This window comes from Sphingomonas sp. IC-56 (assembly GCF_021043375.1).
GTDB lineage: Bacteria > Pseudomonadota > Alphaproteobacteria > Sphingomonadales > Sphingomonadaceae > Sphingomonas.
Genome location: NZ_JAJNDV010000001.1, coordinates 15,229 through 35,084 on the forward strand (window position 1 = coordinate 15,229; position 19,856 = coordinate 35,084).

Sequence of the window (19,856 nt, forward strand, 5' to 3'; positions counted from 1 at the left end):
GTCACTTCCCTACCCCAATTCGCTGAATTTCCCATTCGAGCGTCACGCCCGAATGCGCCTTCACCTTGGCGCGAACCTCCTCGCCCAGCGCTTCGATGTCCGCCGACGACGCATTGCCCAGGTTCAGCAGGAAATTGCAGTGCTTTTCGCTCACCTGCGCATCGCCCCGCCGCAAGCCGCGACAGCCCGCCGCGTCGACCAGCGCCCAGGCCTTGTGCCCCTCGGGGTTCTTGAAGGTCGACCCCCCGGTCTTCGAACGCAGCGGCTGCGATTCCTCGCGCGCGGCGGCGATCCGGTCCATCTCCGCCTGCACCACGCCTGGCGCTTCGGGGTGCCCTCGAAACGTCGCCGACACGACGATCGCACCCTCGGGCAGTTCGCTGTGGCGATAAGTATAGCCCAGATCGCTCAGCGCCAGCGTCCGAAGCTCGCCCGATCGCAGCACCACGTCGCATTCGACCAGCACGTCCTTGGTCTCGCGGCCATAGGCGCCGCCGTTCATCCGCACGAAGCCGCCGGCGGTCCCGGGGATCGACCGCAAAAACTCGATGCCCCCAATCCCCGCATCGCGCGCACTCGAAGACACCAGGATGCCGCTCGCCCCGCCGCCACAGCGCAGTGTCACGTCATCCACCCGCTCGACCTTGGCGAACGCCTTGCCCAGCCGCACCACTACACCCGGCACCCCGCCATCGCGCACGATCATGTTCGAGCCCAGCCCCAGCCCCATCACCGGCACGCTCGGGTCCAGTGCAGCCAGAAACGCCTGCAAATCCTCGACATCCGCTGGCTCGAACAGCCACTCCGCCGCCCCGCCCGCCTTGAACCAGACAAGCGGCGCCAGCGGCGCCCTCGCCGTCAGCTTTCCACGAACCTGAGGCAGCGCCGCAGTCGTCACTGCGTTGCGCCGCGCGCCTGGGCGATACCCTCGGCCAGTCCTGCCGCCCATTTCGTGATGTCACCCGCGCCCAGGCACACCACCAGATCGCCCGGCACCGCCGCCTCGGCCAGCACCCGCGCCAGCGCATCGGCATCGTCCACCACCGCTGCCGAGCGATGCCCGCGCCGCTTCACACCCTCGACCAGCGCCTCGGCGGACACGCCCTCGCGCGGATGCTCGCCCGCGGCATAGACCGGCGTCACCAGCACCATGTCAGCGTCGTTGAACGCCTGAGCGAAGTCATCCATCAAGTTCTCGAGCCGGGAATAGCGATGCGGCTGCATCACTGCGATCACGCGTCCGCGCGCACTCTCGCGCGCCGCCGACAACACCGCCCGGATCTCCACCGGATGATGCCCATAGTCGTCGATCACGGTGATCCCGTCGACTTCACCCACCTTGGTGAAGCGACGCTTCACGCCGCCGAACTGCGCAAAGCCCTGCTGGATCGTCACGTCCGGGATGCCCAGCTCCAGCGCCACGCCGACCGCCGCCAGCGCGTTCTGGACATTGTGGCGCCCGGGCATCGGCATATCGATATTCTCGATCGAGCGCGTGCTGCCATCGCGATGACGGATGATCACGTCGAAGCGGTTGCCGCCCAGATACGGCGTCACATTGACCCCGCGCACATCGGCACTGGCCGCGAAGCCATAGGTCACGATCCGCCGGTCGCGCACCCGCGGAATGATCGCCTGCACCTCGGGATGGTCGAGGCACAGCAAGGCCGCGCCATAGAAAGGCACATTCTCGACGAACTCGACATAGGCGTCCTTGGCCCGGTCGAACGAACCATAGTGATCCAGATGCTCGGGATCGATGTTGGTCACCACCGCGATCGTGCCGTCCAGCCGCAGGAAGCTGCCGTCGCTCTCATCGGCCTCGACCACCATCCAGTCGCTGTCGCCCAGCCGTGCGTTGGAGCCATACTGGTTGATGATGCCGCCATTGATCACGGTCGGATCGACATTGCCGGCGTCGAGCAGTGCCGCGATCATCGACGTGGTCGTGGTCTTGCCATGCGTGCCCGCCACCGCGACGGTGGACTTCAGCCGCATCAGCTCGGCCAGCATCTCGGCGCGCCGCACCACCGGCACGCGGCGCTCATAGGCCGCTTCGACTTCGGGATTGGTCCGCACGATCGCAGTGGATGTCACCACCACCGCCGCATCGCCCAGATTGTCGGCCTTGTGCCCGATCGTCACCGGAATGCCGCGGTCGCGCAGCCCCTGGACGACATAGCTCTCGGCCACGTCCGAACCCTGCACCTGGTATCCCAGATTGTGCATCACCTCGGCGATGCCCGACATGCCGATGCCGCCGATCCCAACGAAGTGGATCGTGCCGATGTCGGTTGCGACACCCTTCATGCGTGGGCAAGCCTTCCCTGAATTGCCTTGCGCCGGATCGCGATGGGTGCGGTCGGCGCGTGAATGGATTCCACCAGATCGGCCAGGTCGCTGGCGGCATGCGGACGCCCGCAGCTGCGCGCGCGTCCCGCCGCATTTTCCAGCCCCTGCGTGTCGAGGCCCAACTTCTGGATCTGCTTGGCGAGTTCGGCGGCCGTGAACGAGCGCTGCGGGATCGTCCGTGCCCCGCCCGCCTTGGTGATCTCGCGCGCATTGGCGGTCTGGTGATCGTCCGTTGCCGAAGGCAGCGGCACCAGGATCGCCGGACGCCCCGCCGCAGTCAGCTCGGCGATGGTCGACGCCCCTGCCCGCGCGATCACCACATGCGCCCAGGCCAGCGCCTCGGGCATGTCGGCGATATAGGTCGAGATGTCCGCCGGGATCTCATGCGCCTGGTACTTGGCGCGCACCGCGTCGATATCCTCGATCCGCGCCTGGTGCGTCACCTGCAACCGGCGGCGGAAATGCACGGGCAGCAGCGCCAGCCCGTCGGGCACCACCTGGCTCAGCACGGTCGCCCCCTGGCTGCCGCCCGTCACCAGCACGCGAAAAATGCCGTCCTCGTCCAGCGCGGGGTAAGGCCGGCTGCGCAGCGCCAGCACCGCCTCGCGCACCGGATTGCCGACCAGATGCGTCTTGGCCGCCCAACCCGGCTTCATCCGCTCGACCTGATCATAGGAGGTGGCGATCGCCTTCACGCGCCCGGCGACAAAGCGGTTCACGCGCCCCAGCACCGCGTTCTGCTCATGGATCACGGTCGGAATGCCCGCGCGGAACGCGGCTAGCAGCGACGGCAAAGCCGGATAGCCGCCAAAGCCGATCACCGCCGCCGGCTTCAGCTGCTTGTACAGACCGAGCGCCATCGAACGGCCCGCCATCACGTTACGCGCCGCGCGCAGATAGCCGAGCGGCCCGCCGCCCAGCCGTCCGGCCGGCAGCACATGAGTTTCGACGTCCTCGAACAGCCCGGGAAAGCGCACGCCCCGGTCGTCACTCACCAGCGCGACATGGTGCCCGCGGCTCGAAAGCTCGGCCGCCAGCGCCGCTGCCGGCACCATGTGCCCACCGGTTCCCCCCGCTGCCAGAACATAGCTGCGCGCGTTCGTCATGTGTTGCTCCACCGCCCCCGATAGGATGAGCGCTTCAGATACGGGTTTCGCCGCGTGAAAGCGAGCAGCAGGCCGAACCCGATCGACAGCGCGATCATCGACGACCCGCCATAGCTGATAAACGGCAGCGTCATGCCCTTGGACGGCGCGATCCCGGTGTTCACCGCCATGTTGATCAGCGCCTGCACGCCGAACTGCGCGGCAAGGCCGGACGCCGCGAGCAGCCGGAACGCATCCTCTTCGTCCAGCTGCTTCATCAGCACGCGGATCACGATCGCGGCGTACAGCACGACGATGACGATGCAGGCCAGCAGCCCGAACTCCTCGCCGATCACCGAAAAGATATAGTCGGTATGCGCCTCGGGCAGGCGGAACTTCATCTGGCCGCTGCCGGGGCCCGTGCCGGTCAGCCCTCCGGCAGTCAGCGTGTCATGCGCCATCTCGACCTGGTACCGGTCGGCCAGCGCCGCTTCCTTGGTGGGGAACAGGAAATTGTCGATGCGCGTGCGGGCGGTGTCGTAGAACAGGTACGCCGCGACCACGCCCGCCGCCGCCGTGCCGGCCAGCCCGCCGATCGCCGCTGGCGAGATGCCGGAAATCACCAGCAGGATCACCCACACCAATCCGAACACGATCGTCTGCCCGAAATCGGGCTGCAGCATCAGCAGCAGGCCCACCAGCGCCGTGACGCCCCCGGTGATCAGCAGCACCGGCAATTCGGGGTCTTTCGCGCGGAACGAGAGCATCCACGCCGTCGACACGATAAACAGTGGCTTCAGGAATTCGGAGGGTTGCAGGTCGGAAAAGCCCATGCTGATCCAGCGCCGCGCACCATTGGTCTCATGCCCGACAAAGGGCACCAGGAGCAGCAGGAACAGGAAAAACGCCGCGCCCAGCAGCGACAGCCGCCGCGCCAGCGTCACCGGCAGCATCGACACGCCGATCAATACCGGTAACGACACGCCAACCCACATCAGCTGCCGCCAGAAATAGTACATGGCCGGGACGACATGCCCCGCACCCGAATAGCGCCGCGCTGTCGCGGGCGACGCTGCCGCCACCGCCACCAGCCCGATCGCGATCAGCAACAGCGCGAGCAACAACAGCACGCGGTCCACTTCCCAGAACCACATGCCCGCACGCGACGTGTTGGCGCGGCTCAACTGGTTGGACACCCGGCGCTTGACCTCGGTGCTCACTGCCTGTGTCTGGACCGGCTTGTTCATCCCAACGCCTCTACGGCATCACGGAAAGCGCGGCCGCGCGCCTCGAAATCCTTGAACTGGTCGAACGACGCGCATGCCGGCGACAACAACACCGTATCGCCCGGTGCCGCCTGCGCCGCAGCACTGCGCACGGCGGCCTCTAACGTGCCCGAACGCTCCACGGCCATGTCACCGGCCAGCAGCGTGGCGAAGAGCGCGCTCGCCTCGCCGATCGTATAGGCCTTTACGACATGGCCGAAGCCCGGGCGGCAGGCGTCGAGATCGTCGGTCTTGGCCAGCCCGCCGACGATCCAGTGGATGCGGTCGAAAGCGGCCAGCGCCGGCGCGGTAGAGGTCGGATTGGTCGCCTTGCTGTCGTTCACGAACAGCACGCCTTTACGCGTCGCCACCCGCTCCATCCGGTGCGGCAACCCGCCGAACGTCGCCAAACCCCGGTCGATCGCCGCCTGATCGATGCCCAGCGCCTCGCAAACGGCAATCGCCGCCAGCGCGTTCTGCGCATTGTGCGGCCCCTGGAGTGCGGGCCAGCGCGACTGGTCCATGCACACGCCCGGCGCGATCTTGGTCAGGTCCGCGGATCGCCCTGAGGTAGCAAGCCCGCGCGCAATCGCCGCAGAGACTGCGTCCCCGATCCCGATCACTGCTGCATGCCCAGCCGACTGCATCGCGAACAACCGCGCCTTGGACGCGGCATAGCCCTCGAAGCCGTCATAGCGGTCGAGATGATCCGGCGTGATGTTGAGCAGCACCGCGACGTCGCAATCGAGGCTGGTGGTCAAATCGATCTGATAGCTGGAAAGCTCCAGAACATAGGCCCCACCCTCCAGCACAGGCTCTACTTCGAGGATCGGCAGCCCGATATTGCCTCCGGCGAGCGACGAAATGCCCGCAGTCCGGCAGATATGATCCACCAGCGCCGTCGTGGTCGACTTCCCGTTGGTCCCGGTAATCCCGACAACCTTGTGCGCCGGCAGTTCTGCCCGCGCTTGGGCAAAAAGCTCGACGTCGCCAATCACCGGCACCCCGAACGAAGCGGCATGCCCCGCAATCGGGTGCTTGTTAAGCGGCACCCCCGGCGACACCACCACCCCGGCGAACCCGGTCAGGTCCAACGTCAGCGGATCGGCGATCCGCAGGCCAACCTGTTCAAGGTCATGCGAAACCTGCTGGGCGGCATCGACGGCTTTTTCCCGCCGCTCGTCGCTCGTGTCCCAAGCGAGCACCTCCGCCCCGCTCGCCAGCAAGGCACGCACCGTCGCTTGTCCCGAGCGCGCAAGCCCGAGCACCGCAAAGCGTTTGCCGCGCCAGGCGTTGCTCGTAATCACCGCAGCTTCAGCGTGGAGAGCCCCGCCAGCGCCAGCACGAAGGCGATGATCCAGAAGCGGATCACCACGGTCGGCTCCGACCAGCCCAGCTGTTCGAAATGGTGGTGGATCGGCGCCATCTTGAACACGCGCTTGCCGGTGCGCTTGAAGAAGAACACCTGGATGATGACGCTCAGCGCCTCGACCACGAACAGCCCGCCGATGATGCCCAGCACCAGCTCATGGTGCGAGGTGACGGCAATGGTGCCCAGCGCCCCGCCCAGCGCCAGGCTGCCGGTATCGCCCATGAACACCGCGGCCGGCGGCGCATTGAACCACAGGAAGGCAAGGCCAGCGCCGATGATCGCGCCGCAAAAGATCGCCAGTTCTCCCGATCCCGGCACATGGGGGATGCCCAGATAGGTCGCGAACTTCACGTTGCCGGTCAGGTAGACGATGACCATGAACGCCAGGCTGGCGATGATCACCGGCATCGACGCAAGGCCGTCCAGCCCGTCGGTCAGGTTCACGGCATTGCCGAACGCCACGATCGTGAACGCGGCAAAGACGATGTAGAAATAGCCCAGATCCGGGTGCAGCCCGCTGAAGAAGGGCACGTACAGCTGCGTCGAGCCCTGCGAAATGATGATCCAGCTCGCGATCCCGGCGATGACGAACTCGCCGATCAGCCGCGTCCGCCCCGAAACGCCCGCGGTGCTGGCTTTGCGAACCTTGTCATAGTCGTCGAGGAACCCGATCATCCCGAACCCGCAGGTGACGAACATGCACGCCCAGACATAGGGGTTGCTCAGGTCCATCCACAGCAGCAGCGAGACGGTGAGCGCGGTGAGGATCATCAGCCCGCCCATGGTCGGCGTGCCGCGCTTGGCCAGGTGGCTCTGCGGCCCGTCGGCGCGGATCGGCTGCCCCTTGCCCTGCCGCACGCGCAGCCAGCCAATGAAGCGCGGCCCAATGATCAGCCCCAGCAGCAGCGCCGTCGCGACGGCCGCGCCGGTGCGAAAGGTCAGATACCGGATCAGGTTGAGGATACCCGGGAAGCCCAGATGCTCCGCGATCAGGTACAGCATTAGGCAACAGCCCTTTCCGCCAGCGCCGCCACCACCGTGGACAGCCGCACGCCATTCGAACCCTTGACGAGAACCGCGTCTCCCGGCGCCAGCACGGCTTCCAGCCGTTCGCGCGCACCCGCGGCGTCGGCCACATGGACGAAATCCACGCGCCCCTCAAGCGCCTTTGCAAGCGGGCGCATCTCCTCGCCGACCAGGATCGCGTATGCCACGCCAGCCGCCGCGATCGGCTCGGCGAGCTCGGCATGGAAGCGCGCCGAATGCTCGCCCAGCTCGCGCATCTCGCCCAGCACGACCAGCTTGCGCCCGGCCTCCTGCGCCAGCACTGCCAGCGTCGCGCGCATAGACGCCGGATTGGCGTTGTAGCTCTCGTCGACCACCAGCGCCTCGCCATCGCCGACGCGCACCGTCATCCGCGCGCCCCGCCCGGCCAGCCCGCCCATCTCGGCCAGCGCCAGCCCGGCCTGTTCCAGATCGCCACCCACAGCGTCGACCGCCGCCAGGATCGCCATTGCGTTCGACACCCAATGCGCCCCCGGCTGCGACAGCGTGAAACTCAACTCGCCCTCGCCAAAGCGTGCCGAAACGAACGTGCCGCCGCCGGTCCGCATCGTCTCCACCGCGCGATAATCGGCGCCCTTGCCCAGGCCAAAGGTCACGATCCGCCCGGCAAAAGGCCGCGCCGCTTCGATCAGCCGGTCGCGATGCGGGCTGTCGAACGGCACCACCGCCGTGCCACCCGGCTCCAGCCCCTGGAAGATTTCGCCCTTGGCGTCGGCAATCGCGTCTTCGGAGGCGAAGAACCCCATATGCGCCGGCGCGATCGTGGTTACGATCGCCACATGCGGCCGCACCAGCCGGGTAAGCGCGGCAAGCTCGCCGGCATGGTTCATGCCCATCTCGAACACGCCGAAGCGCGTGTCCCGCGGCATCCGCGCCAGGCTCAGCGGCACGCCGGTATGGTTGTTATAGCTCTTGACCGATCGGTGCGCACAGCCCGGCTCCACTCGGTCCAGCGCGGCGAACAGCGCTTCCTTGGTGCCAGTCTTGCCGACCGAACCGGTAACCCCGATCACCTTGCCGCCCATCCGCGCCCGCGCGGCACGCCCAAGCGCGTCCAACGCAGCGGTCGTATCGGCAACCCGCACATGCGGACCATCGACGCCGTCGGAAACAACAGCACCGGCAGCGCCCTGCGCGAAAGCCTGCGCCACGAATCGGTGCCCATCGGTCGCCTCGCCCTTCAGCGCCAGGAACAGGTCCCCCGACCCCACTTCACGCGAATCGAACGTCACTCCGGAGACGTCAAACTCCGCCGAAGCCGAGCCACCCGTAGCCGCCGCGATCTCCCGCGCACTCCACAGGCTCACGCCGCACACTCGCGCGCGACCGCCACGTCATCGAACGGCAGCACCAGATCGCCGACGATCTGCCCCTGCTCATGCCCCTTCCCGGCCAGCAGCACGATGTCGCCCGCCCCAGCTTCGCCAATGGCCGCAGCAATCGCCGCCCGCCGGTCACCAATCTCCCGCGCCTCAGGCGCACCTTCCAATATCTCGCGCCGGATCGCCGCGGGATCCTCACCGCGCGGATTGTCGTCGGTCACGATCACCACGTCCGCACCCGCAGCAGCCGCCCGCCCCATCGGCGCGCGCTTGCCCGGATCGCGGTCGCCCCCAGCGCCCAGCACCAGGATCAGCCGCCCCTCGGCATGCGGCTTCAGCGCCGCAATCGCCGCATCGATGGCGTCGGGCGTGTGCGCATAATCGACATACACCGGCGCACCCTTGGCCGTGATCACCGCCCGCTCCAGCCGCCCGCGGACCGGCTGCAACCGCGCCAGGCTCGCCAGCGTCGCCGCCACGTCACCCCCGGTCGCAATCACCAGCCCCGCCGCGACCAGCGCATTCGCCGCCTGATACGCGCCGATCAGCGGCAGCGTGACCTTGTGCTCCGCGCCCCCTGCCTGGATCACCAGTCCCTGCCCCAGCAAGGTCGGCGTGCGCGCCACCAGCTTCAGCGTCGTGCCATGCTCGCCCACCGTGATCAGCCGGTTGCCGCGCATCCGCGCCAGTTCCTCCACACGCGGCGCGTGCGGATCATCGGCCCACACCACCGCCGTGCCATCGGCATCCAGCACATCGGCAAACAGCCGCAGCTTGGCGCAGAAATACGCAGCCATGTCGCCATGATAATCGAGATGGTCGCGGCTCAGATTGGTGAACGCCGCCGCGCGCACCGCCAGCCCCTCGGTGCGGTACTGCGTCAGTCCATGCGACGAAGCCTCGAACGCAACATGGCTCACGCCTTCGCGCGCCAGCCCGGCGACATTGGACAGGAAGGTGACGATGTCCGGTGTGGTCAGCCCGGTGGTCACTCGCTCGTCCGCCGTGGTGACGCCCAGCGTTCCGATCGACGCGGCGTGATGCCCCGCCATCCGCCACAGCTGCCGGGTCATTTCGACAGTGGAGGTCTTGCCGTTGGTCCCGGTCACCGCCACCGCGGTCTCGGGGAACGGCGCAAAGAACTTCGCCGCCAGCCGCGCGAACGCCTCGCGCGGATTGTCGCTGGCGATGTGCACCGCGCCTTCCACGGTCGCGCCGGGGCGCGCCACGACGGCCACCGCGCCCGAACGCACGGCGTCGGGGATGAAGTCCTCGCCATTCACTCGCGCGCCTTCGAACGCGCCGAACACCGTGCCCGGCGCCACCTTGCGGTGGTCGATCGCAAAGCCGGTGACGAATGCGTCCTCGCTGCCGCCGGTGAGTAGCCCCAGCTTCATCGTGCCGCCTTCGTGCCGGCGGGCCCGGTCCACAGCAGCGGCATCAGGTCCGCCAGGTCGATGTCGCGGCTGTTGTCGGGCGTCACGCCCAGGATCGATCCGGTGCGGCTCACCACGCGGCTGGCGACCGGCGAAGCGGTCCAGGCGGCGGTGGTGCGCGAAACGGTGGCGGTACGTTGCGGTGAGTCGAGCATGGTCACCACCACATAGCGCGGTGCGTCGATCGGAAAAGCCGCAGCGAAGGTGGAGACGTTGCGTCCCTTGTCATATCCGCCGCCCGACGCCGCCTCGGCAGTGCCCGTCTTGCCGCCCATGCGATACCCCTTGGCCTCGCCCGAACGTCCAGTGCCCTTCAGCACGATCAGGCGCAGCATCTGTCGCATCCGCGCGCTGGTCTCCTCGTTCATCACCCGCGTGCCCGCCACTTCCTTGCCGGGCGCCACCTTGAGCAGCGTGGCCGGGCGCAGCGTGCCCCCATTCACCATCGCGGCATAGGCGTTGGCCAGGTGCAGCGGCGTCACCGCGATGCCATGACCATAGGCCGTGGTCATCACCGTGGTCCGCGCCCAAAAGGTCGGCCACAGCGGCTTGGCGCCATCGCCCAGCTCGATATGCGGCCGCTGGTGGAAACCCAGTCGTTCGAACAGGCCCTGCATCCGCGCAGCACCCATCTCATCGGCAATGCGCGCCGTGGCGATGTTGGACGAATAGATCAGCACTTCGGGCACGGTCAGCCAGCGGAACGTCTCGTCGCCCGGATCGTCGCTGATCTTGAAGCGCCCGACCTGCAGCGGCCGGGTGGCGTCGAAACGCCGCGCCATGGTCTTGAGCAGCCCGGCATCGATCGCGCCGGCCACCGCCAGCGGCTTGAAGGTGGAGCCAAGCTCATACACGCTCTGCGTCACGTTGTTGCGCGGCGGAATGCCCTTGATCGCATTGGGATTGAAGGTGGGCAGCGACACCATCGCCACCACTTCGCCGGTGCGCACGTCCAGCACGATTCCAGCCGCGCCACGCGCCTGGAAGACGTTCATCGCCGCGCCGAGCTCGCTTTCCATCGCGGCCTGCACGCGCGCGTCGATCGACAACGCGACCGGCTGGCTGCGCAGCGCGGGATCGGACAGGCGCTTTTCCAGCACCTTCTCCATGCCCGCGACGCCGTGGCCATTGGAATCGATGAACCCCAGCACATGCGCGGCCATGGTCGACTGGGGGTACAGCCGGTCGGGCTCGCGCTGGAACTCGATCGCCGGCTCGCCCAGCGCGTTCACTGCGCTCACCAACTCAGGGAGCGCGCGCCGCCGCAGAAAGGCAAAGCCGCTGCCGGAATTCAGGATCGCCTGATAATACGCAACGCTTTGCTCGGGCATCAGCTCGGCCAGCTTCTGCGCCAGCGCGGCCTTGTCGCCGATCACCTGGTTGGGGTGGATGGCGATGGTCCAGGCGTCGATCGTGCGCGCCAGCGGCGCACCGTTGCGGTCGACAATGTCGCCGCGCGGCGGGATCAGCCCGGCATTGATGTCACGCGCCGTCGCGGGCTCGGCCCATAACGCCAGCAGCGCCAGCTTGGCGATCACCACGAACATGCCCGCGCAGAACAGCAGCGACAGCACCATCAGGCGCAATTGGGCGACGGCGACAAGCGCCTGCCGGGCACCACCGCCCGTGCGGCCCTGCCGGGTCGGCGGGGCGACGACGACGATCAACGCAGTGCCAGCTTCTCGCGCTTCGCCAGCTTGGCGAGATCGTCGAGGGTAGAGGTGCTCAACACGCCCGTCTCCGCCATCGCCACGGCCTGGCGGTTCGCCTTCTTCATCAACTTGTCCATTTCCCCGTCCGCCTGCGCCACAGCCTTGGGCGCAGCAGCGCGGGGTGCGGTTTGCTCCGGTTGGGGCTGCGCCGCCAGCGGTGCTGCGGCGGGCTGAACCGGGGACACGCCAGTCGGCACCACCAGCGCGGCGGTCTGCATCTCTGCGCCGCCCGGCATCTGGTCCAGGCTGGCCAGCGCGGTCTCGCCGGGCAGGAATTGCTGCGCATCAGGCGCGGCCAGCGCCAGCACTTCCCCGTTCCAGCGTTCCAGCTGGGCCAGGTTGGCGCGCGTGTTGAACTCGGTCTCGAGCTGGCGGATGTCCTTCTGCGCGGCGACGATCGCAGCCTTGGTCGCGTTGAGCTTGGCCAGCTCCGCGGCGCCATGCGAATTCACCATATAGCATGCCGGCGCCACCACGACGCCGCACAGGAACCAGCCCACACCCCTGAAGCGATTCACCGCCACTACGCCACTCCCTCACTCGACCACGGTGCCGCCGCCGTGCGCCGCGCCACGCGCAACGTCGCCGACCGGGCACGCGGATTACGCGCCAATTCCGCCTCGCTTGGCCGAACGGCCTTTGCGGGCGTTTCGAAACTCGGCTCCGCCCGCGGACCCACCGCCGGGCGATGCCTTGAACCTGCCGGCTCGCTGCCGCTGCGCTCGCGCAGGAACCGCTTCACCAGCCGGTCCTCCAGGCTATGAAACGTCACCACCGCCAGCCGCCCCCCAGGCTTCAGCACGCGCTCGGCCGCAGCCAGCCCTTCCACCAGCTCGTCAAGCTCGCGGTTCAAGTGGATGCGGATCGCCTGGAAGATCCGGGTTGCCGGATCCTTCTTGTCATGCGGCTTATGGTTTAAGGCTTTCCTAACCACGTTCGCCAGTTCGGAAGTCCGCTTAAGGGGCCTTGCGGAGACGATCGCACGCGCCACCCGGCGCGAGCGCGGCTCCTCGCCATATTGGAACAGCACGTCGGCGATGTCCGCCTCGTCGGCCGAATTCAGCCAGTCCTCGGCGCTCTCGCCCGCCTGGCTCATCCGCATGTCGAGCGGCCCGTCCTGCTGGATCGAAAAGCCGCGCTCGGCCTGGTCGAGCTGCATCGACGACACGCCGATATCCAGCGTCACGCCGTCGACCGGTACCAGCCCACGGCTTTCCAGCTCGTGCGCCAACTGGCTGAACGGCGCCTCGATCAGCACCAGCTTGCCGTCATGCTCGGCGACGATGGATTGGCCGCTCTCGATCGCGGAGGGGTCACGATCGAAAGCGGCCACCTCGGCACCCTGCGCGAGGATCGCTCTGGTGTATCCGCCCGCGCCGAAGGTCGCGTCCACGTGTCGCTCGCCGGGTTGGATGGCGAGCCCGTCGATCACTTCGTCGAGCAGGACCGGGATGTGCGGCTGGCCGGGCGCGCTCACAGCTTCACCCCCTTGCTCTCGCACAGGAAGGCGCAGATCTCGCGCAGGCCGGGATCGGCATTCTCGTCGGCCATCAGCACTTCGGGTGCCCAGATGTCGAACGTCTCGCCCGATCCGTTGAAGAACGCCCACTTTCCGATCTTCGCCTTCATCTTGAAGAAGGGCGGCAGCACGAAACGACCGCTGTCGTCGAACGGCGCCTTTTCGACCTGACCGAAGGCGCGGCGCTTGGCGCTGCTGTCGGTCGCCTCGCCGCGGTCCGACGCCTGCTGCTCGCGGCGGTCGATGCGGTCGTACTTTTCCTTGGACCAGCTCAGGTCGTGCGCGGACAGGCAGGCATCCTCGGGATGCAGCCCCACCACGATCTGGCGAATGTCGGAATTGCGTTCGGCGGCGGCGCGCAGGTCAGCAGGAATGGCGACGCGACCTTTCTGGTCGACCGCCTGGAGCGCAAATCCTTCGAAAAGCTCCCTGTCTGCCACGCCGCACCCCTTTGGAACCGTCCCTGATGCTCCGCCCGCACATCCCCATGCGGCCCGGCTCCGGCTTGCGCCGGAAGGGATCGTCTTCCTGCCAACAGGTTCTAACGTAGATGCATACGGGCGACAACGGAAAATCCGGGGATTTTAGGGGAAACACCCCCACAAACCGCCACTTGTCCCACGTGTTTTTGATTGAATCACGATATGTTCAAGCTAAGTTCCTGAAATCGCACAAACGCCAAAAAGCGCAGCCCCAAAGGACCACGCTCAGCCACGTCTACAAGAGGTTAGACAGCAGCCCCTCAGGGCTGCGGCGACTCCGCACTATCAGGAGTCGAAGAAGTGCTGGGCGTCACACCCAACTCGGCCAATGGTTCATCCCGCCCCTTCGCGGCCGTAGCGCTGTTGGAAGCGCCATCGGTCATGTTGGCCACCACCGCGGAATTGGGCGCACCCACCGCCGAAACTGGCTCGTCGCGATTCGCCGACGAAAAGAGAATGCTTGCCAATCCGATAAGCACCAGCACGACCGCCAAGCCGGTCATACCGACACGGAAGCGCTGCATCGCTTGGGCAGAGTCCTGGTGCGATCCCGACTTCATACTTGTGGCGGAAAAGTAACACCTCCTCCGCCTTCTGTCTATGCAGCCACTCAACTCGTCGCGGATGAGCCCGTCGCGGAGAGGCCTTTCGCCTCCAGCCATTCGGGATTGTACAGCGTGGAGAGATAGCGAAATCCGGTGTCGCACAGGATCGTGACCACGCGCTTCCCCGGCCCCAAATGCTTCGCCAGCCGCACCGCACCCGCCACGTTGATGCCGGAGGATAGGCCAAGGCAAAGCCCTTCCTCGCTCAGCAGGCGCTGGACCCAGGCATAGCCTTCCTCATCGGAAATGCGGAACTGCGTGTCGACGGGCGCACCTTCCAGATTGCCGGTGATCCGCCCCTGACCAATCCCTTCGGCTACCGAAGAGCCTTCCGACTTCAATTCGCCATTCGCGTAATACTCGTACAGCGCCGCACCGTAGGGATCGCTGAGCGCAATACACACCTGTTCGTCCTTGGCCTTTAGCCCCAGGCCTACGCCGGCAAAGGTCCCGCCGGTCCCCACCGCGCAGGTGAAGCCGTCGATCCGCCCTTCCATCTGGTTCCAGATTTCCTCGGCAGTGCCGACAATGTGGGCCTTACGGTTGGCGGTGTTGTCGAACTGATTGGCCCAGATCGCATTGGACGTTTCCTCGGCAATGCGGCGCGAGGTGTGCACGAAGTGCCCCGGATTCGAATAAGGCGCGGCAGGCACCAGCACCAGCTCGGCACCAAGCGCGCGCAGCGTGTCCATCTTCTCGCGGCTCTGCGTCTCGGGCATGACGATGATCGTCTTGTAGCCGCGAGCATTGGCGACCAACGCGACGCCGATCCCGGTGTTTCCCGCCGTTCCCTCGACAATAGTGCCGCCGGGGTGGATCAGCCCGCGCTCCTCGGCGTCGCGTACGATGAACAGCGCCGCGCGATCCTTGATCGATCCGCCCGGATTGGCGAACTCGCACTTGCCGTAGATCTCGCAGCCGGTTTCCTCGCTCGGCCCCTTGAGTCGCACCAGGGGCGTGTTGCCGATCAGCCCGAGCGTATCCGATGTTACATGCATGGGGGCTAGATAGGGGCCGCGCCCCCGCCCCCGCAAGCAAGCGAAACTATGTCGCCACGCCAGCCCGCTTGAGATGTGGCCCGAGCCGCCCGGTCAGCCACAGGAAGAACATGCGGTAATCGGAAAACAGCGACCACAGCGGATAGGTGAAAGTCGCCGGCCGGTTCTTCTCCACCCCGAAATGCGCGGCCCAGGCGAACCCGTATCCCGCAACCGGCAATGCCAGCCACCACCATCCACCCGACTGGATCGCCAGCACCAGGAACAGGAAGGTCAGCGCGGTCCCGGCATAGTGCAGGCGGCGCGTCGCCGCCTTGCCATGCTCCTGGAGATAATAGGGCCAGAAATCCCTGTATCGGGTGATGGTGCGGGCCATGGCGTCAGGCTATCGGGCCGCATGGAACCGCGCAAGCACTCCTTCCCGCCGGTTGTCGACGCCGACGTCCGCCTGCTCGTCCTCGGCTCGTTGCCCGGCGAACGGTCGCTGGCGCAGCGGCGCTATTATGCCCATCCGCAGAACCAATTCTGGCAGCTGATGTCCCCCGCTGCCGGCGTTGACCTGCCGTCCCTCGATTACGAAGATCGCCTCGCCACTCTCCTGCGCGCCCATATCGGCTTGTGGGACGTCGTGGCGACGGCCCGGCGCCGCGGTAGCACGGACGCGGCGATGCACGACGTGGAAGCCCACGACATCGCCGCGCTCGCATCGAACTTGCCGCACTTGCGGGCGATCGCCTTCAATGGTGGTACCGCGCTCAAACTGGGCACCAAGCAACTCGGCCCAGCCGCGTCACGCCACGACATCGTCGCGCTCCCGTCCAGCAGTCCGCTTCACACCATCGGCCTCGCGGCGAAGCTTCCGGCTTGGGCCGCGCTCAAGACCTATCTTGAATGATCGTTTAACCGGAATCACAAGCACCCCTCGTGGCGAATACGGAGTGTTGTTGCAGCACCCGAGACACTATCTGCGTGTTCAGGAAGGAACGCGACGATGTTGTTGGCCGATACTCTGATCCCGGCCCTGCGCGCCCTTCCGGCGAACAGCCAGGAGACGCCGCGACACCGGCTTCTTGAACTGCTTGCCGGGCTCGCCGCAGACCTGTTGCAGACGAACGACCTGTCCTTGGCGCTCGACCGCTTGTTCACCTCGGTGCGTGTTGAGCTGCGGCTGGACGCATTCTTCCATTATAACCTTCACGAACGCTGCGCGCTGCGGCTTGAGGCGCATGGCGGGCTCACGTTGCAAGAGGCCGCCTCAGTATCCTCCCTTGTTTTCGGACAAGGCGTATGCGGAACCGCAGCACGCCAGGAGACCATGATCGTCGTCGAGCGAGTGCAGGACTCCGCTGGCACGATGACGAAAGCCCTGCGCGACATGCGCTTCGATGCCTTCATCTGCGTGCCCCTGCTGCATCGGGACGAACTGCTAGGTACGCTTGGCTTCGGCCGCCGCGGCGGCGACGACTTCGATGAGGCCGAGACCTATTTCTTGCAGGCGATTGCGAGCTACGTCGCCTTGGCCCGCCACCGTGTTGTCACCGAAACCGCGCTTCGTAAAGGCCTTGCCGAACGCGATCGCCTCATCGCCCAGCAACAGGAGATGGAGCGCCAGATCATCGAACTGACGCGCACCAGCGCCTTGGGCGCAGTCGCCACGACCATCGCGCACGAGTTGAACCAGCCTTTGGCAGCGGCCGCCAACTATGTGGCGGCGGTGCGTCTTTCGAGCGGCGGAAACCCTGAACAGCTGGTGCGCCACGCGCGTGAAGCAGAGGGGCAGTTGTTTCGTGCCGGCGAGATCATCCGGCGTATCCGCAAGATGATGTCGCGCGAAGGCCTGGACCTCCAGGTCGACCGTCTTGAGCCGATCGTCCATGAGGCCACGGCCCTCGTCACCGCGGCGGTCGCCGGCCCGCTCCCCGAGTTCCGGGTTCAGATCGATGCGGACGCGTCGGAAGCGCTGGTCGACCACATCCAGATCGTCCAGGTACTGGCCAATCTTCTGCGCAACCTTGTGGATGTGACTCGCTCCGTACCAGGCGCGCTGATCACGCTTGAGACGCGCCGCGTCAGCCCCGCCGAGGTCGAATTTCGCGCCGGCTTGGGCCAAGCCGACGCACCCGAAGCCTATCTGGCTGCGTTGGCCCTTTCGGGATCCACAGTGTCACGCGATGGTGCCGAACTCGGCTTCGCGCTCTCGCGCACCCTGGTCGAGGCACATGGCGGGACCTTGCGAGTCGAACATTCGGAGGAAGGCGGCACGGTCTTCGCCTTCACCGTGCTCGCGTCGCAGGCCGCCGAGAACACCCCCACCCTGCAGTGAACCGCGCCCAGCTGACACGTTCGAGAAAAAGCCGCACCCTGACATGCTGCAGCAAGATATCTCCGCTACGCGCCGCGTCGCACCAAAGTTACGTGATTCTGTATCCCGAATCTCCTTGACCTTTGGCCGCCGCGCAAGGAAAGCACGCCACGTCATGAAGAACCTCCCCTTTTTCGCCGCCGCCGCAGCGCTTCTTTCGCTCGCCGCATGTGAGAACAAGCCTGAGGAAGTGAGCAGCACCGCGCCCGATCCGATGGCGTCGCAGCTTGCCAACGCGGCTCCTGTGGAGCTTCCGCCGGCGATCGCGTCCAGCGTTACGCTGCGCTGCAGCGACAACAGCCTGCTGTTCGTGGACTTCTTCCAGGGCGACAAGCAGGTCCAGGTGAAGAGCGAAAAGGACGGCAAGGCCACGATGCTCAAGGCGCCCGAAGCCGGCCAGCCCTATGTCGCGGAAGGCGGCTACAAGCTCACCGGCACCGCGAAGAGCGTCGACGTGACGCTTCCGGGAGCAGGATCGAAGAACTGCCACGCCTGATCACGGGTCACATAGCAAGTTGAACGAAGGGCCGGCGGGCATATCCGCTGGCCCTTTTTCGTGGCACGAAGCATTGATACACGCAATGTGAGCCGCCGATGAGCCACCGTTTAGCGCCTGAAGTCGATCTCGATCCCAATCTGGTCTTGCGCGCCTATGCCATGGGCATCTTTCCGATGGCGGATCACCGGCTCGCGTCCAGCGTGCATTGGGTCGAGCCCAAGTGGCGCGGCGTGCTCCCCCTTGAGAACTTCCACCTTTCCCGATCCCTTCGAAAAACCATAGCGGGCGACCGCTTCCGGGTCACCGTCGATACCGAGTTCGAGCGCATCGTGCAGCTATGCGCGGAGTCCGCCCAGGACCGGCCGGATACCTGGATCAATGGCCCGATCGAGCGCGTGTTCATCGGTCTGCACCGCCGTGGCTTCGCGCATTCGGTAGAGTGTTGGGACGGGCAGAGACTGGCCGGCGGGCTGTACGGCCTCGCGCTGGGCCGTGCGTTTTTCGGCGAGTCGATGGTAACCCGCGTCCGCGACGCGTCCAAGGTGGCGTTTGCGCACCTGGTCGCGCGCTTGCAGGCAGGGGGCTTCACGCTTCTCGACTGCCAGTTCCAGACGGATCACCTCGCCTCGCTCGGCGCCGTCGAGATACCGCGCGACGACTATGTCGCGTTGCTGGGCGCCGCGCTTGGCGAGGGTTCGGCGGGACTCGCCTCGGGTGAACCCTGGGCCGCGGACTTCCTCGCGCTGGACCGTGCGCCCTGCCCCGAACCGGCAGAAGGCGCAGCCACAGTGTCGGCCCCGCTCTCTCGGAAGGTCATCGCGCAGCTTTTAGGCCAAACATCATAGATCGGGTGCTGCACGACGTTCAGCGCCGGCCGTTCCTTGTACAGCCAACCTGAGAAGACGCGCCGCCAGCTCTTGTCGAGTTGCAGCACGTCCACCTGGAGGAACGCGCCTGTAAGCTGATCCGCTTCCCAGGGAGCCGTCCGGTCGCACGCGCGAAGCCGAACAATGACGTCACCGATCCGCCCCGCTTGCCCCGGCTTCAGCCTGAACTCGCGTGCTTCGCCGTTTCGCTTGTTCAGGATGCCGAGAACAGCGACACGCTCGTTCATCGGCGTCGCGGCGGCGTTCGCGACGCTGCTGTCCACATCGACTGAGACCGTCTCGGCTCCGCCTGCGGTGTTGCCCTGGCCACTGGTAATCACCAGGTCTTCGGCGGCGTTGTTGCCGGCCTGGTCGTTGCCGCGGTCACATGCACCAAGTCCAAGCAGCAGCGCCAACGCTGCTGCGGCTGCGGACTTGTGCGTCATGCGTCCGGGGTCCAGGCCTCGTAATCACCGGTGGAACGCACGCGATTGCCGCCAGCTTCGAGCGCGCCGGGCGGGCGGTAGGCGAGACGGGTTCCCGTCTGATTCGGCTCCCAGGGCTGCTCCCATTCGCGCTTCGGCGGCAGCGCCTGGTCCGGCGCTTCGTCGATCTGGTGGTGCAGCCAGCTGAACCATTCGGGCGGAATGCGGCTCGCATCATTGGGACCGTTATAGATCACCCAGCGGCGCGTGATCCCGTTGGGATCCTTGCCGCCGCTATAATAGATGTTGCCCAGCGAATCCTCGCCGATCTTGGTCTTGCCGCGCAGACCAAGCGAGGTACCGATGGTGGCACCTTCCCACCAAGTGAAGACAGACTTCAAAAGACCCATGGCGTGCCGATACTCCGGCTTGCGGTGGTGGGCAACCGCCCATGCGCAGGCAAAGCGCGCTTGATGGCGGGTAAAGCGCAG

Annotated in this window: 20 protein-coding genes and 1 pseudogene; 4 read left to right on the forward strand and 17 right to left on the reverse strand. The window is 66.4% G+C overall.

Translation table 11 applies throughout. From position 1 onward, the window contains the following. Position 1 precedes the first annotated feature (1 nt). The 15 genes from murB to LQ953_RS00155 all read right to left on the reverse strand — a co-directional run bounded on the left by murB (position 2) and on the right by LQ953_RS00155 (position 15,589). The gene (gene murB, locus LQ953_RS00085; protein ID WP_231028433.1) at positions 2-949 is read right to left on the reverse strand and encodes a UDP-N-acetylmuramate dehydrogenase; all 948 of its coding nucleotides are present in this window, start codon (positions 947-949) and stop codon (positions 2-4) included. Next, positions 895-2,310 (reverse strand): UDP-N-acetylmuramate--L-alanine ligase, encoded by a 1,416-nt coding sequence (gene murC / locus LQ953_RS00090; protein WP_231028434.1) that lies wholly within the window; start codon positions 2,308-2,310, stop codon positions 895-897. The genes murB and murC overlap by 55 nt, the downstream gene beginning before the upstream one ends. Beyond that, positions 2,307-3,458, reverse strand: coding sequence for an undecaprenyldiphospho-muramoylpentapeptide beta-N-acetylglucosaminyltransferase (gene murG, locus LQ953_RS00095; RefSeq protein WP_231028435.1), 1,152 nt, complete (start codon positions 3,456-3,458; stop codon positions 2,307-2,309). The genes murC and murG overlap by 4 nt, the downstream gene beginning before the upstream one ends. Continuing rightward, positions 3,455-4,684 (reverse strand): FtsW/RodA/SpoVE family cell cycle protein, encoded by a 1,230-nt coding sequence (locus LQ953_RS00100; protein ID WP_231028436.1) that lies wholly within the window; start codon positions 4,682-4,684, stop codon positions 3,455-3,457. Before LQ953_RS00100 ends, murG begins: the two co-directional genes overlap by 4 nt. Next, positions 4,681-6,009 carry a UDP-N-acetylmuramoyl-L-alanine--D-glutamate ligase gene (murD, locus tag LQ953_RS00105; RefSeq protein WP_231028437.1) on the reverse strand — a complete coding sequence of 443 codons (1,329 nt, stop codon included), beginning with the start codon at positions 6,007-6,009 and terminating at the stop codon, positions 4,681-4,683. The genes LQ953_RS00100 and murD overlap by 4 nt, the downstream gene beginning before the upstream one ends. Further along, positions 6,006-7,076: a phospho-N-acetylmuramoyl-pentapeptide-transferase gene (gene mraY / locus LQ953_RS00110; RefSeq protein WP_231028438.1), complete on the reverse strand. Its 1,071-nt coding sequence runs from the start codon at positions 7,074-7,076 to the stop codon at positions 6,006-6,008. The genes murD and mraY overlap by 4 nt, the downstream gene beginning before the upstream one ends. Beyond that, positions 7,076-8,446 carry a UDP-N-acetylmuramoyl-tripeptide--D-alanyl-D-alanine ligase gene (locus LQ953_RS00115; protein ID WP_231028439.1) on the reverse strand — a complete coding sequence of 457 codons (1,371 nt, stop codon included), beginning with the start codon at positions 8,444-8,446 and terminating at the stop codon, positions 7,076-7,078. The genes mraY and LQ953_RS00115 overlap by 1 nt, the downstream gene beginning before the upstream one ends. Beyond that, a complete protein-coding gene (locus tag LQ953_RS00120) occupies positions 8,443-9,858 on the reverse strand; it encodes a UDP-N-acetylmuramoyl-L-alanyl-D-glutamate--2,6-diaminopimelate ligase (RefSeq protein WP_231028440.1) in 1,416 nt (471 codons plus the stop codon). Before LQ953_RS00120 ends, LQ953_RS00115 begins: the two co-directional genes overlap by 4 nt. Beyond that, positions 9,855-11,564: a peptidoglycan D,D-transpeptidase FtsI family protein gene (locus LQ953_RS00125; protein WP_231028441.1), complete on the reverse strand. Its 1,710-nt coding sequence runs from the start codon at positions 11,562-11,564 to the stop codon at positions 9,855-9,857. The genes LQ953_RS00120 and LQ953_RS00125 overlap by 4 nt, the downstream gene beginning before the upstream one ends. Then, on the reverse strand, positions 11,561-12,133 hold the full coding sequence (locus tag LQ953_RS00130; protein ID WP_231028442.1) for a hypothetical protein: 573 nt from the start codon (positions 12,131-12,133) through the stop codon (positions 11,561-11,563). The genes LQ953_RS00125 and LQ953_RS00130 overlap by 4 nt, the downstream gene beginning before the upstream one ends. After that, positions 12,133-13,086, reverse strand: coding sequence for a 16S rRNA (cytosine(1402)-N(4))-methyltransferase RsmH (rsmH, locus tag LQ953_RS00135; RefSeq protein ID WP_231028443.1), 954 nt, complete (start codon positions 13,084-13,086; stop codon positions 12,133-12,135). Before rsmH ends, LQ953_RS00130 begins: the two co-directional genes overlap by 1 nt. Continuing rightward, entirely contained in the window at positions 13,083-13,568 is a 486-nt protein-coding gene (locus tag LQ953_RS00140) for a division/cell wall cluster transcriptional repressor MraZ (RefSeq protein ID WP_231028444.1), read from the reverse strand. Before LQ953_RS00140 ends, rsmH begins: the two co-directional genes overlap by 4 nt. Before the next feature lie 302 nt (positions 13,569-13,870). After that, the gene (locus LQ953_RS00145; protein ID WP_231028445.1) at positions 13,871-14,134 is read right to left on the reverse strand and encodes a hypothetical protein; all 264 of its coding nucleotides are present in this window, start codon (positions 14,132-14,134) and stop codon (positions 13,871-13,873) included. An 86-nt stretch (positions 14,135-14,220) separates the two neighbouring features. Further along, positions 14,221-15,213 (reverse strand): cysteine synthase A, encoded by a 993-nt coding sequence (locus LQ953_RS00150; protein WP_231028446.1) that lies wholly within the window; start codon positions 15,211-15,213, stop codon positions 14,221-14,223. Positions 15,214-15,259: 46 nt separating this feature from the next. Continuing rightward, on the reverse strand, positions 15,260-15,589 hold the full coding sequence (locus tag LQ953_RS00155; RefSeq protein WP_231028447.1) for a DUF962 domain-containing protein: 330 nt from the start codon (positions 15,587-15,589) through the stop codon (positions 15,260-15,262). A gap of 21 nt (positions 15,590-15,610) precedes the next feature. Here LQ953_RS00155 and LQ953_RS00160 point away from each other — a divergent pair, with 21 nt between their 5' ends. From LQ953_RS00160 to aat, 4 genes are all read left to right on the forward strand, one after another. Then, positions 15,611-16,108 carry a DNA-deoxyinosine glycosylase gene (locus LQ953_RS00160; RefSeq protein ID WP_231028448.1) on the forward strand — a complete coding sequence of 166 codons (498 nt, stop codon included), beginning with the start codon at positions 15,611-15,613 and terminating at the stop codon, positions 16,106-16,108. Positions 16,109-16,204: 96 nt separating this feature from the next. Then, a complete protein-coding gene (locus LQ953_RS00165; RefSeq protein WP_231028449.1) occupies positions 16,205-17,536 on the forward strand; it encodes a sensor histidine kinase in 1,332 nt (443 codons plus the stop codon). 154 nt (positions 17,537-17,690) lie between these two features. Next, positions 17,691-18,071: a hypothetical protein gene (locus tag LQ953_RS00170; protein ID WP_231028450.1), complete on the forward strand. Its 381-nt coding sequence runs from the start codon at positions 17,691-17,693 to the stop codon at positions 18,069-18,071. Positions 18,072-18,169: 98 nt separating this feature from the next. Next, on the forward strand, positions 18,170-18,919 hold the full coding sequence (aat, locus tag LQ953_RS00175) for a leucyl/phenylalanyl-tRNA--protein transferase (RefSeq protein WP_231028451.1): 750 nt from the start codon (positions 18,170-18,172) through the stop codon (positions 18,917-18,919). Between the two features lie 35 nt (positions 18,920-18,954). Here aat and LQ953_RS16295 read toward each other — a convergent pair. Beyond that, a pseudogene (locus tag LQ953_RS16295) lies at positions 18,955-19,386 on the reverse strand (DUF2155 domain-containing protein); the annotation flags it as partial. After that, complete coding sequence (locus LQ953_RS00185; RefSeq protein WP_231028452.1) at positions 19,383-19,775, reverse strand: NADH:ubiquinone oxidoreductase subunit NDUFA12; 393 nt, start codon at positions 19,773-19,775, stop codon at positions 19,383-19,385. The pseudogene LQ953_RS16295 and the gene LQ953_RS00185, both read right to left, overlap by 4 nt. Positions 19,776-19,856: the final 81 nt, after the last annotated feature.

Bases quoted from the DNA above. Each gene is read 5' to 3' on its own strand.
- LQ953_RS00165 (WP_231028449.1), top strand. From the start codon at position 16,205: ATGTTGTTGGCCGATACTCTGATCCCGGCCCTGCGCGCCCTTCCGGCG.
- murG (WP_231028435.1), bottom strand. From the start codon at position 3,458: ATGACGAACGCGCGCAGCTATGTTCTGGCAGCGGGGGGAACCGGTGGG.
- murC (WP_231028434.1), bottom strand. From the start codon at position 2,310: ATGAAGGGTGTCGCAACCGACATCGGCACGATCCACTTCGTTGGGATC.
- LQ953_RS00170 (WP_231028450.1), top strand. From the start codon at position 17,691: ATGAAGAACCTCCCCTTTTTCGCCGCCGCCGCAGCGCTTCTTTCGCTC.
- LQ953_RS00160 (WP_231028448.1), top strand. From the start codon at position 15,611: ATGGAACCGCGCAAGCACTCCTTCCCGCCGGTTGTCGACGCCGACGTC.
- LQ953_RS00100 (WP_231028436.1), bottom strand. From the start codon at position 4,684: ATGAACAAGCCGGTCCAGACACAGGCAGTGAGCACCGAGGTCAAGCGC.
- aat (WP_231028451.1), top strand. From the start codon at position 18,170: ATGAGCCACCGTTTAGCGCCTGAAGTCGATCTCGATCCCAATCTGGTC.
- LQ953_RS00185 (WP_231028452.1), bottom strand. From the start codon at position 19,775: ATGGGTCTTTTGAAGTCTGTCTTCACTTGGTGGGAAGGTGCCACCATC.
- mraY (WP_231028438.1), bottom strand. From the start codon at position 7,076: ATGCTGTACCTGATCGCGGAGCATCTGGGCTTCCCGGGTATCCTCAAC.
- LQ953_RS00150 (WP_231028446.1), bottom strand. From the start codon at position 15,213: ATGCATGTAACATCGGATACGCTCGGGCTGATCGGCAACACGCCCCTG.
- murB (WP_231028433.1), bottom strand. From the start codon at position 949: ATGGGCGGCAGGACTGGCCGAGGGTATCGCCCAGGCGCGCGGCGCAAC.
- LQ953_RS00145 (WP_231028445.1), bottom strand. From the start codon at position 14,134: ATGCAGCGCTTCCGTGTCGGTATGACCGGCTTGGCGGTCGTGCTGGTG.
- LQ953_RS00155 (WP_231028447.1), bottom strand. From the start codon at position 15,589: ATGGCCCGCACCATCACCCGATACAGGGATTTCTGGCCCTATTATCTC.
- LQ953_RS00120 (WP_231028440.1), bottom strand. From the start codon at position 9,858: ATGAAGCTGGGGCTACTCACCGGCGGCAGCGAGGACGCATTCGTCACC.